Here is a 15,427-nt window from a genome sequence, read left to right as displayed (position 1 = left end):
TGTGGTCGGATATGTTCTTTGTCGCCTTCAAACTGCCTAACCTTTTCCGTCGTATCTTTGCCGAGGGCGCCTTTACACAGGCATTTATGCCCTCTTTTGTGGCCAGCAGGCATAAAGGTGTCTTTGCCACTGCGATCTTTTTGCGGTTTCTGCTCTTTTTGACGGCATTTTCCCTGCTGATCACCTTTTTTCCCGAACCCATCACGAAACTGCTGGCCCTGGGATGGGACAGTGAACTGATCTCCCAGACAGCACCACTGACCGCGATAAACTTCTGGTACCTGGACCTCATCTTCATCGTGACGTTCCTGGCCACGCTTTTGCAGTACAAGAACCATTTTGCCACCACCGCGATGTCCACTGCCCTGCTCAACATCGCCATGATCGCAGCGCTCTACCTCTACATGAAAGAGGATCCCAAGACCGTAGCCTATGCGCTCAGTTTTTCCGTGCTGATCGGCGGACTTTTGCAGATAGTAGCCCATGTTCTCACCCTGAACCATCTTAACCTGCACAAGATCCTTGTAGGCGGGTGGAAATACAGAAAGAGCAAAGATGTCGAGGAAGAGAAAAAACACTTCCAGTCTCTCTTTTTGCCCGGAATACTAGGGAACTCCACCCCTCAGATCTCAGCCTTTATAGACACGCTTCTGGCAACATTCCTGATCACAGGTTCGGTCTCTTACCTCTTTTACGCCAACCGCATCTTCCAGCTTCCGCTTGCCATCATCGCCATCGCCACCGCCACCGTGCTTTTCCCGGCTGTTTCCAAAGCGCTGAAGAACAAAAATGAGACAGAGGCCTATAAAAACCTGAACCAGGCCTTCTGGCTCCTTTCCTTTTTGCTGGGTGCTTCGATGGTCGGGGGTATTTTGCTCGCCGAACCCATTGTCTGGCTGCTCTTTGAAAGAGGAAAGTTCACAGAAATTCAAACACTCGAAACCGTAAGGGTGCTTCAAATGTACATGATAGGGCTGCTTCCTTTCGGGCTGGCAAAGCTCTTTTCTCTTTTCCTCTATGCCTCGCACAGACACCGCAAGGCGGCCAAGATCGCGGTCTACTCCCTTGTCGCCTCGGTAACAGGATCGCTGATACTGATGCATCCGCTTGGTGCTTCCGGGCTTGCATTGGCAGGGAGTATCGGGGGATGGGTGCTTTTCATCCTGACCGTCAAAGAAGTGGGCACAGAGAGATTTCTCGATATCATCAGGTCAAAAAAGGCGCTGTATCTCCTCCTGACCCTGGCGGTGCTTTCACTTCTGCTGTACCAGGTCAATCTCCTGCTGCTGGGTCTGATACGATGAGTTTGCACGGGCAGGCGTATCTCCTCTAATCAACTTTAGGTTATAATCACAGCACACTACACACAAAGGTCCGGCGATTATCATGTACATTTATGACAGCGTACAAAAAACCAAACTTCTTTTTGAACCCATCCGTGAAGGGGAAGCAAGTATATATGTCTGCGGTCCTACCGTCTATGATGATGCCCACCTGGGCCATGCACGAAGCAGCCTTGCTTTTGACCTCCTCTCCCGCACGCTCAAAGCCCTTGGCTACAAGGTCACACTGGGCAAGAACTTTACCGACATCGATGACAAGATCATCAAAAAGGTGGAAGAGACAGGCAAAAGCATGGAGGAGCTCACCTCTTTTTACATCGCCCGCTACCTTGAAGAGATGGCTGCGCTTGGCATCGAGCGTCCCGACATCGAACCGAAGGCCACGGAGTCCCTTCAGGCCATAGAAGCGATGATCCAGACACTGATCGACAAGGACATCGCCTATGTCACCTCTTCCGGTGATGTCTACTTCGATACCAGCAAAGATCCCCACTATGGAGAGATATCGCACCGGGTAGGCGAAGATGAGGACAACCAGAGCCGTGTGGCACACACAAGCGAAAAAAGAAACCCGAAGGACTTCGCACTCTGGAAAGCCTGCAAGGGAGACGAGGATATCTGCTTTGAAGCACCCTTCTCTTCGGGCCGCCCTGGCTGGCACATCGAATGTTCAGCAATGATCGAAAAGCATTTTGCCCATACACACGGTACGCAGGCGTACAGCATAGACATTCATGCAGGCGGGGCGGACCTGCTCTTCCCCCACCACGAGAATGAAGCGGCCCAGAGCCGCTGTGCTACGGGCCATGAACTGGCAAAGTACTGGATGCATAACGGTTTCGTGCAGATAAACGGTGAAAAGATGAGCAAATCGCTGGGCAACAGCTTCTTTCTGAAGGATGCGCTGAAGGTCTATGACGGGGAGGTGCTGCGCTACTACCTCAACTCCGTACACTACAGAAACGACTTCAACTTCAATGAAGAGGACCTGCTGACCGCCAAAAAAAGGCTGGACAGGCTCTATCGGCTGAAAAAACGTGTCACTCCGGGCAAGGGTTCTGCGGTCAGCAAGAGCTTCAAACAGGCACTGCTTGATGCGATGGCAGATGACCTGAACATCTCGATCGCCCTTGCGGTGATAGATGAGATGGTGGCCGCTGCCAATGATGCTTTGGACAATGATCCGAAAAACAAGGCGCTCAAAAAAGAGACGCTGGCGAACATCGAGTTCATTGACACCCTGCTCGGGTTTGGCGGCAAAGAACCTTTTTCTTATTTTCAGATCGGTGTCGATGAAGCCCTCAAAGCACAGATAGAAGCCCTGCTCGTTGAACGAAGCGAAGCCAAAAAAGAGAAGAACTTTGAACGCTCCGATGCGATCCGTGACGAACTTACAGCCCTGGGGATCTCCATCATGGATACCCCTGACGGTACACTCTGGGAAAAAGCATAATGAAAGAGCTCCTCAGACAGTACCTCCCCTATCTTGCAGGCTATAAAAGACAGTTCTTGCTTGCCATACTCGGGATGATCGCTGTTGCGGTCGGTACTGCGGGGACCGCACAGCTCATCAAGCCCGTCCTCGATGACGTTTTCATCAACAAGGACAGGGAAATGCTGCTGCTGATGCCTTTTTTCCTGGTCGGGGTCTTTGCGCTCAAGGGTATCGGGAAGTACATACAGACCTACTACACCTCTTACATCGGACAGGATGTCGTGCGAAAACTGCGTGACCAGCTGGTATCGCATCTTACCTACCTCGATATGGCATTTTTCAGAAGGACCCATTCGGGAGAGATACTTTCCCGTGTCACCAATGACATCGCGCGCATCCAGATGGTCGTGGCCAATATCATTCCCGATCTGATCCGGGAAACGATGATCATTGTTGCATTGACCGGGTATGTGATCTTTCAAAGCCCCAAACTCGCCTTTTATTTTTTGGTGATCATGCCACTGGCCATATTCCCCCTCACCAAACTTGCCAACAAAATGCGCAAATACTCCAAACTTTCCCAGGAGAGTACGGCAGACATGACCACCAGGCTCAATGAGATCCTCTCCAACATCGAAGTGATCAAATCCCACTCCAGCCAGAAGTATGAACAGGAACGTTTTGCAAAAGACAACCAGAATGTCTTCAGGTTTCTGATGAAACAGGTAAAGACCAATGCCCTCACCTCTCCGGTGATGGAGACATTGGGAGCAGTGGCGATAGGTATCGTCATCTATATCGGCGGCAAGGAGGTCATAGACGGACACATGACCGTAGGCTCCTTTTTCGCTTTCGCTACAGCACTTTTCATGCTCTACGACCCGGTAAAACGTCTCTCCTCTCTTTACAATAAAGCACAGGATGCGATCACTGCCAACACGCGGATGCATGAACTGCTTGACATGCAGCCGAACATCATAGCAGGGGAGCAGGAGCTCACCGATACCATAGAGATGATCACCTTTGAAAATGTCTCTCTCGAGTACGGTGACACCCCTGCCCTGAAACACATCACACTCCAGGCCAAGAAGGGAGAATCCATCGCATTGGTCGGTGACAGCGGTGCGGGCAAAAGTTCCCTCGTCAACCTGCTGGTTCGTTTTTATGATCCGAGTTCGGGGGAAATTCTCATCAACGGTACCGATCACAAAGCGTTCAGCCTCACCTCTCTGCACCGAAAGATATCTTATGTGACCCAAAGCATCTATATCTTCAATGACACCATTGCGGCCAATGTGGCCTATGGTGAGACCATAGACGAAGCACGTGTCACGGAAGTATTGGAGAAAGCGCATGCGATGGAGTTCATCAACAAGCTCGATGAGGGTATCCATACGATGCTGTCCGAGAGCGGCGGCAATCTCTCCGGCGGGCAGAGACAGCGTATCGCTCTGGCACGTGCGCTCTACAAGAACCCTGATATCCTTATCCTGGATGAAGCCACATCTGCGCTGGACAACAAAAGCGAGGCCCTGATACAACAGGCGCTGCATGAACTCAAACCGGAGATGATCACCTTTACCGTGGCACACAGATTAAGCACCATAGAAGATGCCGATACCATTTTGGTCTTTCAGGGGGGAGAGATCGTCTGCAGGGGGACCCATCAGGCCCTGCTGGAAACGTGTCCCGTCTATCAAAAACTCTCAAGGAATTTATAGCATGTCAAGATCCATCCTGCTCTTTACCTTGGTATGTACCCTGCTCTCTGCACAGCAGGAGAACGAAGCGTTCCCTTTTATGGGAGCGACCCTGACCACCCATTCGATAGATCTTAACTCCGACATCCAAACATCAGGAGAGAACGAAACCGTTCTGGGGATACGCTACGGTAAACAGACACTGGATTGGCGTACAATGTTCACCTTCTCAGGCAACTCGGCACTTCAAAGTTTTTCCGTGGAGATAGATAAGATACTGCTCGATGAGCTGTTCGGGACACCCAAGGTCAGACCCTATCTGGGAGCCACGCTGGGATATCTTCATTATGACAAGGACGCTGTTTCGGACAATAGCGGCTATTTTTATGGCGGAAATCTGGGATTTCTGCTCTATGCCACCGACAGGATCGATGTAGACCTTTCCTACCATTACTACGATGTATCAGGACTGGACCAGATCGAGTCCATGCAGGGTGCGAACCTCTCTCTACATTACTTTTTTTGATTATTTTGCTATAATAGGCCTACTATCAATTATGGAGTAGATTTTGTCACTTTTTTCTTACCAGAACCTCAAAAAAATACTTTTTAAACTTGAGCCTGAGACCGCACACACGATCGCGGGTCTCGGACTCAGGACGATCTCCCACTGTCCGACACTTTTGCGTTTGGTCAAGAACAGGAACTTTGTCACCCACCCCATGCTTCAGCAGGAGATCTTCGGGCGTACTTTTCAAAACCCTGTAGGCCTCGGGGCAGGCTTTGACAAGAACGGTCAATACATCACCGCCATGCCTACGATGGGTTTCGGGTTTACAGAGATCGGTACCGTGACGCCGCGTCCCCAAAGCGGGAATGCAAAACCCAGACTCTTCAGGCTGATAGAAGACAACTCCATACAGAATGCCATGGGTTTTAACAACAAGGGCAGCCACTACATGGTGCAGCGCCTGAAGGACCTCTACTTTTTTGACTACCCTATCGGTATCAACATCGGAAAGAACAAGCTCACGCCGGAAAGCGATGCCCTGGACGATTATGAAACACTTTTCAAGGCATTCAAGGCGTATGGGGACTACATCGTCATCAACATCTCTTCCCCCAACACACCGGGACTGAGAGACCTGCAGAACGAGTCCTTCATCAAGGCCATCTTCGCTATGGCAAAAGAGATCACGACCCAGCCGGTGCTGCTCAAGATCGCTCCGGATATGGAACCCGAAGCTGCCATTGCCCTTTGCAAGACCGCAGTAGAAGCCGGCGCAGCGGGTATCATCGCCACCAATACCACCATAGACTACTCTTTGACCCCCCACGCCAAAGACTTCGGAGGTATCTCAGGGGCCCTGCTTACGGAAAAATCCTACCAGCTTTTCAAAGCCCTGGGCAAAGAGCTCTACGGCAAGACGCTGCTCATCTCTGTAGGAGGTATAGACTCAGCCGAGGAGGCCTACAGGCGTATCAGGGCCGGGGCTTCTTTGGTACAGGTCTACAGTATGCTGGTCTACAGAGGTCCTGCGCTGATCAAAGAGATCAATGAGGGTTTAATCAAGCTCTTACAAAAAGATGGATATAAGCATATCAGCGAAGCCATCGGAGTAGATTGGAAGAACAATGAGGAATGAGAAACGAGAAATGAAGAATAACTGTATGCTTTTTTTCAAAAAGCTTATGTTTTTTTCTAAAAATGTCTTGCAAAGCAAGATGCACCATTACTCATCACTCATCACTCATCACTCATCACTAAAAAAAATAGTGATAACACTATTTTTGACAACAGGAGTATCAATGGCCAATTCATTGCCGGAACATTTTACCAAAACACTCAAGAACGGTATGCAGATCGTTGTCATACCTATGGATAACGATTCAGGTGTCATCACCACAGATATCTACTACAAAGTAGGAAGCAGGAACGAGATCCTGGGCAAAAGCGGTATGGCCCATATGCTGGAACACCTTGCGTTCAAATCCACCGAGAAGCTCAAAGAGGGCGAGTTCGATACGATCGTCAAAAGCCGCGGCGGCGTGAACAATGCAGCGACCGGATTTGACAAAACACACTACTTCATCAAAACGGCATCGAAAAACCTTGCACTGAGCCTTGATCTCTTCTCTGAACTGATGCATAACCTGAAACTCACCGATGAGGAGTTCCAGAAGGAGCGTGATGTCGTGGCAGAAGAGAGACGTCTGAGAACGGACAACAATCCCATGGGCTACCTCTACTTCCGTACCTTCAACACACACTACACCTATCACCCCTACCACTGGCTGCCTATCGGTTTCATGGAAGACATCCTTGCATGGAAGATAGAAGATATCAGAGAGTTCTACCAGCGCTACTATCAGCCAAGCAACGCCATTCTGGTCGTTGCGGGAGACATTACACCGGAAGAGGTATTCAAGGAAGCGGACAACTATTTCGGCCATATTGAGAACAAGCGCGAGATACCGAAGGTGACCGCTGTGGAACCCAAAGTGGACGGTGCCAAAAGGGCAGTACTGCACAAAGAGAGCAACAAGGTTGATACCCTGGCGATCGCCTATGCCATCCCCAACTATGAACATGATGACCAGGTAGCGCTTTCTGCTATCAGCCACATTTTAAGTGCAGGCAAAAGTTCCCGCTTTGAAAAAACACTGGTCAATGAGAAACAGCTGGTCAACCAGATCTACGGGTACAATATGGAACTGACTGACCCGGGAGTTTTCCTCATCATGGCGATGTGTGCCCCTACAGCCTCGGTCGAAGAGGTCGAAAAAGAGATACTCGCAGAGCTTGACAAGATCAAGAACGGCGATGTCACCCAGGCAGAACTGGACAAGGTCAAGATCAATACCAAAGCGGAATTCATCTACTCTCTGGAGAGTTCAAGTTCTGTTGCCGGGCTCTATGGTGACTACTATGTCAAGGGAAATATTCAGCCCTTACTTGAATATGAAGAGAAATTGGATAAAATTACACTCAAAGATATTAGAGATACGGCTAATAAGTATTTTGATCACAATTTTTCAACCACTGTGATACTGAAAAAGAATTAGTAATAGGAAGATGTAACATGAGTAACTATATTACAGGAGCAACGACTGCACTGATCACACCATTTAAAAACGGTACCCTGGATGAAGCGACTTACGCAAGTCTTATCAAAAGACAGATCGCCCATGGCATAGATGCCGTCTGTCCCGTCGGAACGACAGGGGAAAGCGCGACCCTAAGCCATGATGAGCACAAAAGATGCATTGAGATCGCTGTCGAGGTCTGCAAAGGTACCAAGACCAGGGTACTTGCGGGAGCAGGAAGCAATGCGACCCATGAAGCCATAGATATCGCCAAGCATGCCGAGGCATGCGGAGTGGATGCTATTTTCTCCGTAAGCCCTTATTACAATAAACCCAGCCAGGAAGGACTCTACCAGCACTACAAAGCGATCGCGTCAGCTGTCAAGGTCCCTTTTATGCTCTACAATGTACCGGGGCGTACCGGTGTAGATATACTTCCGGACACGGTGAAAAGACTTTATGATGATGTAGAGAACATCATGGGGATCAAAGAAGCGACCGGATCGATAGAAAGAACGGTCGAACTGTTGGCCAAAATACCTGAACTGTACGTGTTCTCAGGGGATGATGTCATTGACTTTCCTATTTTGGCCAGTGGAGGCAAAGGGATCACTTCGGTGACCTCCAACCTCCTGCCGGACATGAAAGCAGAGCTTACCCATGCTGCACTGGCAGGCGACTTTGTCAAATCCAAAGCCATCAATGATAAACTCTTTGAGATCAACAAAGTACTTTTCTGCGAAAGCAACCCTATTCCTATCAAAGCAGCGATGTATCTAGCCGGTCTGATCGATACGCTCGAATACAGACTGCCGCTGGTACCGCCAAGTGCAGAGAATATGAAAGATATAGAGTCCATCATGAAAAAATACAACATAGTAGGAGCGTAGGATGTCAGAAATGAAAGGTAAAACACTGGTTATCACAGGAGCGACCAAAGGTATCGGTAAAGCCGTAGCAGAGAAATTTGCCCAAAACGGCGTCAATGTCGCTTTTACCTACAACTCCAACAAAGAGGCTGCGGATCAAATTGCAGCAGACCTGGAAAAGAGATATGCTATCAAAGCCAGAGCCTATCCGCTGAACATCCTGGAGCTGGATGAGTTCAAACCTCTGTTCGAAGCGATCGACCAGGACTTTGACCGTGTGGACTTCTTTGTTTCCAATGCCATGATCTACGGCCGTTCTGTCGTAGGCGGTTACGGTAAGTTCATGAAGCTCAGACCAAACAAAGGATTAACGAACATCTATACTGCCACCGTGGGTGCTTTCGTTCGCGGTTCACAAGAAGCTGCCGTACGTATGGAAAAAGTAGGCGGCGGGGCCATCGTCACACTCTCTTCTACCGGGAACCTTATCTACATCGAGAACTATGCCGGACACGGTACCAACAAAGCAGCCGTCGAAGCGATGAGCCGCTATGCCGCTGTGGAGCTCGGAGAGATGGGTATCAGGGTCAATGCCGTTTCCGGAGGACCTATCGATACAGATGCACTGAAGGCCTTCACCAACTATGAAGAGGTCAAAGCCGAAACGATCAAACGTTCAGCATTGAACAGAATGGGAAGCCCTGAAGACCTTGCCGGCTCTGTCTATTTCCTCTGTACAGACGAAGCCTCCTGGATCACAGGACAAACCCTCGTAGTAGACGGCGGAACCACATTTAGATAGTGGGATGTCCTTCTTCCTTCCCTTTTAATCACACGAATGTGTGCTTGTCACTATGAACACCCTTGAAAGCGCAGCGATTTGAGAATAGTGACGATTTTTTTGCTTCGTTTTTTTCTAAAAAAAATGAAGAGAGAAGCAACACCTCAGTTCAAATATGAGGAAATATAAGGAGTAAGATGATGCCAAGTTCACAAATCTTTAATATCCCGAATATCCTAGCATTCATCCGTCTCCTCCTCGCCCCGGTCATGTTTCTTTTCCTCGTCAACCAGGATGCCTCTTTCTTTCGGGGCATACATCCTTCATGGCTCAACTACTTTGCCGCCTTCATCTTTGTGGTTGCTTCCGCTACAGACTTTTTTGACGGCTACATCGCACGTACCTTCAACCAGATCACCACGCTGGGCAAGATACTGGACCCTCTTGCAGACAAAATGCTTACCCTGGCAGGCTTCCTCGGCCTCATGATGCTGGGATCCGCTTCTCCCTGGGCGATCTTTCTGATCCTTACACGTGAACTTTTCATTACAGGACTGAGGGTCTCGGCGGTAAGCCAGGGGCTTGACATCGCCGCATCCTGGATGGGGAAGGTCAAAACCGTTGCACAGATGATAGCCATAGGCTTTTTACTGATGCAGTGGCCTGGTGCCACCTTGCTCCTATGGATAGCCGTGGCACTCACCCTCTACTCCGGCTATGAGTATGTCAGAGATTTCTTCAAAAATACTTCTCATCACTGAACTGATTAAAAATTAATCAACCTATCGTTCATTTTCTGTTAATACTCATGTTACACTAACTTATCCAAATAAAAAGGAAAGAAAATGAAATGGACAAAATTGAGTTTAGTAGCAGCATTGGCTGTAAGTTCTGCAGTTGCAGGGGGAGACGTTGTCGAGCCGGTTGTTGAAGCACCGGTGGTCAAGGCTGAGTCAGCAACAACTATCAACGGTAAATTGACTGGATACTATATCACTGATGATGATATTCCGATGGATGACATGTTCGGAGACCATGCCCAACTTGCTTTTGGGGCAACGCTGGACGTATCACATGCCTTTACTGACTGGTTGACAGCAAACTTCTCGGCACTGGGATACGTGAATACACTTAACCAGGATACTTGGGGATACTTCGAAGATGATAAGAAAGGGGCTTACTTTAATGTCGCGAACCTGACAGCGGTTTTTGGAGACACTACGTTGATCGCAGGTCGCCAATTGCTCGGTACGCCGATGATCCAAGGGTATGACTGGTTACTTGCACCGGGTTCATTTGAAGCCTATACCGTTTCGAACACTTCCATTGAAAATGTGACACTGGTTGCTTCCTATGTCACAAAATGGAGACCGAATAACTCTGGCGAGTTCGGCAGTACACTTGAGGGTGACAACTTTACCATCGGTGCAGCGTATGATGACAAAACGATCAGCGGTAGCCTTTGGTACAATGACATAGAAGCAGGCGACTATTCACAAATATATGCAGATCTTGGTTACGATTTCGGCAGCTTCAAGCTTGAAGGTCAGTATATCGATACAGACGCTGATATAGATACATCCGCCTTTGGTTTCATGGCATCTACCTCGGTAGCAGGGGTTGACCTGAGTGCAGCCTATAACAAATTAAGTGATGGTGCTACGCCCTATATAGGATGGAACAGCCTTTATACCAACCAATGGAACTCTTCCGTAGCTGACCAATACAATGGTGATATAGATGCATTTAAAGTGGCTGCAGCTACAACGATCATGGATGTCGCTGCTGAAGTTTCTTATGCAGACTATGACAACGACAGCTATGAGTTTGATGTCATTCTAGGCTATGACTTCACAGATGCTATCGATGCAGGTATTGTGTTTACCAACACTCAAAGCAGTGTCTGGAGTCCTGATTATGATGTAAATCAGTTTGAACTTTACGTCAACTACAAATTCTGATCAAAAAACAGTAATCTCCTAAAAGCCCGTTTTGAATACACCACTCTCTTCGGAGAGTGTTCGGGCCCTCTCTCTGGTCATCTTTTCAACACTAGACAGAAACCTGCCAAAGACTAAAATCTTTTTATGACGGCATACAGCTTCTCTTTTGCTCTCTGCAGGGAGTGAATGCTTTGCTCATGGATCTTCCCATCTTCTACAACAGGGACCTCTATCAAAGCGATGATCCTCTCAACCAGCTCTTTGGTCTCCTCTATCTCTGCCAGTGATCTGCTGTGATAGGATGCACCTTTTTCTTTCTCCCCTTCAAAATAGAGAATACGTTGCAGTTTTCCCTTTTGTTCGTTCAATAGTACCTGATAGGCCTTCAAAGTACCTATGGTATCTTGTATATGTGCATCCAATTTCTTCATCTCCTCTGTACAGTCAGGTTGCTGCTCCGCGTAAAGTTCCGCTTCGACAAACTGTTTGACAGCCAAATGCAGATCGTTTCTTGCTTTTAGTCGCCGGTGCACCAGATAGACAAGGAGCATGACCGACAGTACGGTAAAACCCAATACGGCTGTGCCGATAGCGACATTTTCCTGTACTCCGATGATCGTGCTGAACCATGCCAGGATACTATCCATCTCATTTTCTGTAGGCACTCTGGCCGGATCCAGTGTCATCTCCAACTTTTGGGTAGACAGGTAGACCATACCCATCGCTGTTACGATCCCCCCGGCCAATGCATAAAAAAACCCAGTCGCTCTGCCGCTTGAAATGCTTTTTGGCACAAAGGGTCTCAAAGATTTTTGTTTCGGCAGTGCACCTGCCGGCCTCTCTTCTTCTCTTTTTACCTGGTATCCTGACTGCTTCAGTAAAGAGATACATGGCTCCAGAGTGTCTTGTTTCAGTGCAGACCTCGCCTCTTCATATACGCTCAGGCCGTCCTCAAGTAAGCGTCTGCAAGCCTCAGTACGTACGGCTGTCTCATCCGCTATCTTTTTTGCTTTCTCTATAAGACTTTTTGCCTTGCTGTGCTTTTGGGTCTTGCCCGAAAAAGGACTCTCCTTGAACGATGCCTCTGCTGCTTCTTTTTTGACGGTCACTCCCTTGCTGTGCGCAGAAGCTTCATCCTTTGGCATCATTGTTTCTTCTAGGTTTTTCTGTTCAGCCATCTTTAGTATCCTTCTGCTTTATTTTAGCAAAATTTTTCAATAACTTTTTATTCTACATCAACTTTTTACCACACTTGGATATAATTCATCATATCAGCACAGAGGAATTTTATGGGCATTATAGTTGCACTTTTGGTCTTATCGATACTTATCTTCTTTCATGAGCTTGGACACTTTGCTGCTGCCCGTTTTTTCGGTGTGCAGGTAGATGTTTTCAGTATAGGCTTTGGTAAAAAGCTCTACTCCAGGATGATCGGGAAGACAGAATGGAGTCTCTCCGCTATCCCCCTTGGCGGCTATGTCAAAATGAAAGGGCAGGATGATACGGACCCCACCGCTGTCTCCTACGATGAAGACTCTTACAATGTGAAGAAGCCGTGGCAGCGTATCATCATTCTGCTGGCCGGACCTTTTGCCAATTTTTTGCTCGCATTCATACTCTATTTTGCCATCGCGAACATGGGTGTGCCCAAATTGCTGCCTGTGGTGGGAGAAGTAAGCAAAGATACCCCTGCATTCAGTGCAGGCTTGACCAAAGAGGACAAGATCGTTCAGGTCAATGGCAACAATATACAGTACTGGGAAGAGATCGGTGAGAACATCAACGGCGACAAAGGGGATATCACACTGATCGTAGAACGTGAAGCGCGGCTGATCACCCTGCAGATCACACCGAAGGTCATAGAGGACCTGAATATCTTTGGAGAAAAGATCACCAGACGCATTATCGGTATCAGCCCCTTGGGAAAACAGGAAACAGTCTATTTTGGACTGGTCGATGGCCTGGGGTATGCATGGGAGGAGACAAAAAATGCTTCCCTGCTGATCGTGCAGAGCGTGGAAAAACTGCTCACCGGTGTAGTGGGTGCCGATAAACTCGGAGGGGTCATCACTATTGTGGATGTCACCGCTCAGGCAAGCTCTGCCGGGCTGCTGGCGCTTTTCTTTTTCACTGCACTCATTTCGGTCAACCTGGGCGTACTGAACCTTCTGCCTATCCCGGCACTGGATGGCGGGCATATCATGTTCAATCTGTATGAAATGCTCACAGGCAGAACGGCGAGCGAACAGGTCATGACCTACATCACACTTGTGGGTTGGGCGATACTAATCTCTCTCATGCTATTGGGATTGTATAATGATATCAATAGACTTTTGGGATGAAAACCGTTGAGTGGAATTGAACCGCTCTAAGTGCACAGGTTTGTAACCGAAACGGTCGAAGTGGCAATTCATGAAAAAAGGACATTTATGATATTAGACAAAGAACACTTAAGAGCAAACCTGGATGAAGTGATCTGGAACATTGAACAGGCGCGTATCTCGGTCAGTGAGCATCACATCGTAAAACTTGTGACCGTCGCAAAATATACAGAACTGGAAAACATCTCCACACTCTATGAGCTGGGCCAAAGGGCTTTTGGCGAGAATCAGGTGCAGCAGCTCAAAGAGCGCATGGAAGCGCTGGAAGCACTGCCGCTTGAGTGGCATATGATCGGCACGCTCCAAAAAAACAAGATCAACAACCTCATCGATCTGCGCCCCACCCTTATGCAGTCCCTTGACAGCATAGAACTCGCAGAAGAGCTCAACAAAAAACTGTTGGCAAAAGAGGCAAAGATGCACTGTCTTTTACAGATCAATGCCGCAAAAGAGGCAACGAAGTCAGGCGTAAGTCCGGAAGAGGCTGTGGATATCTATCAAACGATCAAAGAGACCTGTCCCCAGATCAACCTCAAAGGTGTGATGACGATAGGCGCACATACCGAAGATGCAAAGCTGATACAGCAGAGTTTTGAAACCACCTACCGTATCTATGAAAATCTGAAAAAAGAGGGAGCTTCTGTCTGTTCTATGGGAATGAGCAGTGATTATGAGTTGGCTATCAAATGCGGTTCGAATCTGGTCAGGGTAGGATCGGCGTTATTCAAGTAGGCCGTGCAGGTCCGCTTGCGCAAACCAGCATCGTCTAAGCCACTGCTTCCTGGCAGTGACTGCAGACACCATAGAGGTTGATCTGCTGTTTGCTTAGCGTAAAGTTCTCTTGTTTCGAGATGGAAGCGAACAGTGCATCGGTCTTGGACTGCATAGGCTTGTCTTCCACCTCGCCGCACTCAGTACAGACCAAATGGATATGGTCCTCTTTGGCCAATTCATATTTCGACTTTTTACCCGTAATGGGCACTTCCACAAGTACACCGTTCTCTACCATCAAAATGATGTTCTTATAGACTGTGGCAAGTGAAAGTGACGGGTGCCTCTTCACCACCTGTTCATAGATAGCCTCTATAGACATATGTCCGTGTAGATCTATACATTCCAGTATGTTCATACGCTGAAATGTAGCTTTAAGTCCGCTCTGCTTGAGCAACGCTGCATAATCTGTCATCATAACCCTTTTAATGCATATATTAATTTATCACTATAAACTGATATATACATTCCCATCTTAGAGGATGGGAACATATACATGATTATAGATCTTTTTCGTGCTTTGCAAGATATTCAGCTACACCTGCCGTGTCTGCTTTCATACCTTCGTCACCTTTTTGCCAACCTGCAGGACATACTTCACCATGCTCGTTAGTGAACAACATCGTATCCACCATTCTGATCATTTCATCGATGTTTCTACCTAGTGGAAGGTCATTGATCACTGCGTGTCTGATCGTACCGTCCGCATCGATAAGGAAAGAACCTCTAAGTGCTACTGATTCGTCAAGCAATACATCATAGTCTCTTGCGATCTGCTTAGTAAGGTCAGCAACAAGCGGCATATCTACTCTACCGATACCACCTTCAGCTACCGGAGTCTCTCTCCATGCATAGTGAGAGAATTGACTGTCTACAGATACACCGATCACGTTGATACCTCTTTCTCTAAACTCTGCTGCTCTGTGAGAGAATGCAATGATCTCTGATGGACATACAAACGTAAAGTCAAGTGGGTAGAAGAAAAGAACAGCACCTTTTTCACCAAGGTTGTTCATCAGGTTAAAGTCGTCTACGATCTGACCGTCTGCAAGTACAGCTGTTGCTGTAAAATCTGGAGCTTTTTTAGTTACTAACATATTCATTCCTTAAGGATAAT

General features: G+C 47.9%; 15 protein-coding genes. 12 read left to right on the top strand and 3 right to left on the bottom strand.

What is annotated here, in order from left to right:
• The 10 genes from murJ to VIM88_RS04755 all read left to right on the top strand — a co-directional run.
• A partial coding sequence (gene murJ, locus VIM88_RS04800; protein ID WP_331861746.1) for a murein biosynthesis integral membrane protein MurJ occupies positions 1 to 1,304 on the top strand: 1,304 nt, incomplete at its 5' end.
• Positions 1,305 to 1,386: 82 nt separating this feature from the next.
• The gene (cysS, locus tag VIM88_RS04795; protein ID WP_331861745.1) at positions 1,387 to 2,796 is read left to right on the top strand and encodes a cysteine--tRNA ligase; all 1,410 of its coding nucleotides are present in this window, start codon (positions 1,387 to 1,389) and stop codon (positions 2,794 to 2,796) included.
• Positions 2,796 to 4,499 (top strand): ABC transporter ATP-binding protein, encoded by a 1,704-nt coding sequence (locus VIM88_RS04790; protein WP_331861744.1) that lies wholly within the window; start codon positions 2,796 to 2,798, stop codon positions 4,497 to 4,499. Before cysS ends, VIM88_RS04790 begins: the two co-directional genes overlap by 1 nt.
• A gap of 1 nt (position 4,500) precedes the next feature.
• Positions 4,501 to 5,004, top strand: a complete 504-nt coding sequence (locus VIM88_RS04785; protein ID WP_331861743.1) for a hypothetical protein — start codon at positions 4,501 to 4,503, stop codon at positions 5,002 to 5,004.
• Positions 5,005 to 5,047: 43 nt separating this feature from the next.
• The gene (locus VIM88_RS04780; protein ID WP_331861742.1) at positions 5,048 to 6,124 is read left to right on the top strand and encodes a quinone-dependent dihydroorotate dehydrogenase; all 1,077 of its coding nucleotides are present in this window, start codon (positions 5,048 to 5,050) and stop codon (positions 6,122 to 6,124) included.
• Between the two features lie 163 nt (positions 6,125 to 6,287).
• Complete coding sequence (locus VIM88_RS04775; protein ID WP_331861741.1) at positions 6,288 to 7,544, top strand: pitrilysin family protein; 1,257 nt, start codon at positions 6,288 to 6,290, stop codon at positions 7,542 to 7,544.
• 17 nt (positions 7,545 to 7,561) lie between these two features.
• Positions 7,562 to 8,455, top strand: coding sequence for a 4-hydroxy-tetrahydrodipicolinate synthase (dapA, locus tag VIM88_RS04770; RefSeq protein WP_331861740.1), 894 nt, complete (start codon positions 7,562 to 7,564; stop codon positions 8,453 to 8,455).
• A gap of 1 nt (position 8,456) precedes the next feature.
• The gene (locus VIM88_RS04765) at positions 8,457 to 9,236 is read left to right on the top strand and encodes an enoyl-ACP reductase (RefSeq protein WP_331861739.1); all 780 of its coding nucleotides are present in this window, start codon (positions 8,457 to 8,459) and stop codon (positions 9,234 to 9,236) included.
• A gap of 179 nt (positions 9,237 to 9,415) precedes the next feature.
• A complete protein-coding gene (gene pgsA / locus VIM88_RS04760; RefSeq protein ID WP_331861738.1) occupies positions 9,416 to 9,976 on the top strand; it encodes a CDP-diacylglycerol--glycerol-3-phosphate 3-phosphatidyltransferase in 561 nt (186 codons plus the stop codon).
• An 84-nt stretch (positions 9,977 to 10,060) separates the two neighbouring features.
• Complete coding sequence (locus VIM88_RS04755; protein WP_331861737.1) at positions 10,061 to 11,176, top strand: OprD family outer membrane porin; 1,116 nt, start codon at positions 10,061 to 10,063, stop codon at positions 11,174 to 11,176.
• Positions 11,177 to 11,289: 113 nt separating this feature from the next.
• On the opposite strand, the gene VIM88_RS04750 is transcribed toward VIM88_RS04755, so the two are convergent.
• The gene (locus VIM88_RS04750) at positions 11,290 to 12,336 is read right to left on the bottom strand and encodes a hypothetical protein (protein WP_331861736.1); all 1,047 of its coding nucleotides are present in this window, start codon (positions 12,334 to 12,336) and stop codon (positions 11,290 to 11,292) included.
• Between the two features lie 111 nt (positions 12,337 to 12,447).
• On the opposite strand from VIM88_RS04750, the gene rseP reads away from it, so the two are divergent.
• Complete coding sequence (gene rseP, locus VIM88_RS04745; RefSeq protein ID WP_331861735.1) at positions 12,448 to 13,500, top strand: RIP metalloprotease RseP; 1,053 nt, start codon at positions 12,448 to 12,450, stop codon at positions 13,498 to 13,500.
• 87 nt (positions 13,501 to 13,587) lie between these two features.
• Positions 13,588 to 14,271, top strand: coding sequence for a YggS family pyridoxal phosphate-dependent enzyme (locus VIM88_RS04740; protein WP_331861734.1), 684 nt, complete (start codon positions 13,588 to 13,590; stop codon positions 14,269 to 14,271).
• Positions 14,272 to 14,305: 34 nt separating this feature from the next.
• Here VIM88_RS04740 and VIM88_RS04735 read toward each other — a convergent pair whose 3' ends face one another.
• Together VIM88_RS04735 and VIM88_RS04730 are read right to left on the bottom strand one after the other, a co-directional pair.
• Positions 14,306 to 14,725 carry a Fur family transcriptional regulator gene (locus VIM88_RS04735; RefSeq protein WP_331861733.1) on the bottom strand — a complete coding sequence of 140 codons (420 nt, stop codon included), beginning with the start codon at positions 14,723 to 14,725 and terminating at the stop codon, positions 14,306 to 14,308.
• A gap of 85 nt (positions 14,726 to 14,810) precedes the next feature.
• Positions 14,811 to 15,407 carry a peroxiredoxin gene (locus VIM88_RS04730; RefSeq protein ID WP_331861732.1) on the bottom strand — a complete coding sequence of 199 codons (597 nt, stop codon included), beginning with the start codon at positions 15,405 to 15,407 and terminating at the stop codon, positions 14,811 to 14,813.
• Between the last annotated feature and the right edge of the window lie 20 nt (positions 15,408 to 15,427).

It is taken from the genome of Sulfurovum sp., from assembly GCF_036568385.1.
GTDB lineage: Bacteria > Campylobacterota > Campylobacteria > Campylobacterales > Sulfurovaceae > Sulfurovum.
This window is presented reverse-complemented; position numbering and strand designations above follow the sequence as displayed.

What these genes read in the sequence shown, in the direction of transcription:
- cysS (WP_331861745.1), top strand. Translation starts at nt 1,387, where the DNA reads ATGTACATTTATGACAGCGTACAAAAAACCAAACTTCTTTTTGAACCC.
- VIM88_RS04790 (WP_331861744.1), top strand. Translation starts at nt 2,796, where the DNA reads ATGAAAGAGCTCCTCAGACAGTACCTCCCCTATCTTGCAGGCTATAAA.
- VIM88_RS04785 (WP_331861743.1), top strand. Translation starts at nt 4,501, where the DNA reads ATGTCAAGATCCATCCTGCTCTTTACCTTGGTATGTACCCTGCTCTCT.
- VIM88_RS04775 (WP_331861741.1), top strand. Translation starts at nt 6,288, where the DNA reads ATGGCCAATTCATTGCCGGAACATTTTACCAAAACACTCAAGAACGGT.
- dapA (WP_331861740.1), top strand. Translation starts at nt 7,562, where the DNA reads ATGAGTAACTATATTACAGGAGCAACGACTGCACTGATCACACCATTT.
- VIM88_RS04765 (WP_331861739.1), top strand. Translation starts at nt 8,457, where the DNA reads ATGTCAGAAATGAAAGGTAAAACACTGGTTATCACAGGAGCGACCAAA.
- pgsA (WP_331861738.1), top strand. Translation starts at nt 9,416, where the DNA reads ATGCCAAGTTCACAAATCTTTAATATCCCGAATATCCTAGCATTCATC.
- VIM88_RS04755 (WP_331861737.1), top strand. Translation starts at nt 10,061, where the DNA reads ATGAAATGGACAAAATTGAGTTTAGTAGCAGCATTGGCTGTAAGTTCT.
- VIM88_RS04750 (WP_331861736.1), bottom strand. Translation starts at nt 12,336, where the DNA reads ATGGCTGAACAGAAAAACCTAGAAGAAACAATGATGCCAAAGGATGAA.
- rseP (WP_331861735.1), top strand. Translation starts at nt 12,448, where the DNA reads ATGGGCATTATAGTTGCACTTTTGGTCTTATCGATACTTATCTTCTTT.
- VIM88_RS04740 (WP_331861734.1), top strand. Translation starts at nt 13,588, where the DNA reads ATGATATTAGACAAAGAACACTTAAGAGCAAACCTGGATGAAGTGATC.
- VIM88_RS04735 (WP_331861733.1), bottom strand. Translation starts at nt 14,725, where the DNA reads ATGACAGATTATGCAGCGTTGCTCAAGCAGAGCGGACTTAAAGCTACA.
- VIM88_RS04730 (WP_331861732.1), bottom strand. Translation starts at nt 15,407, where the DNA reads ATGTTAGTAACTAAAAAAGCTCCAGATTTTACAGCAACAGCTGTACTT.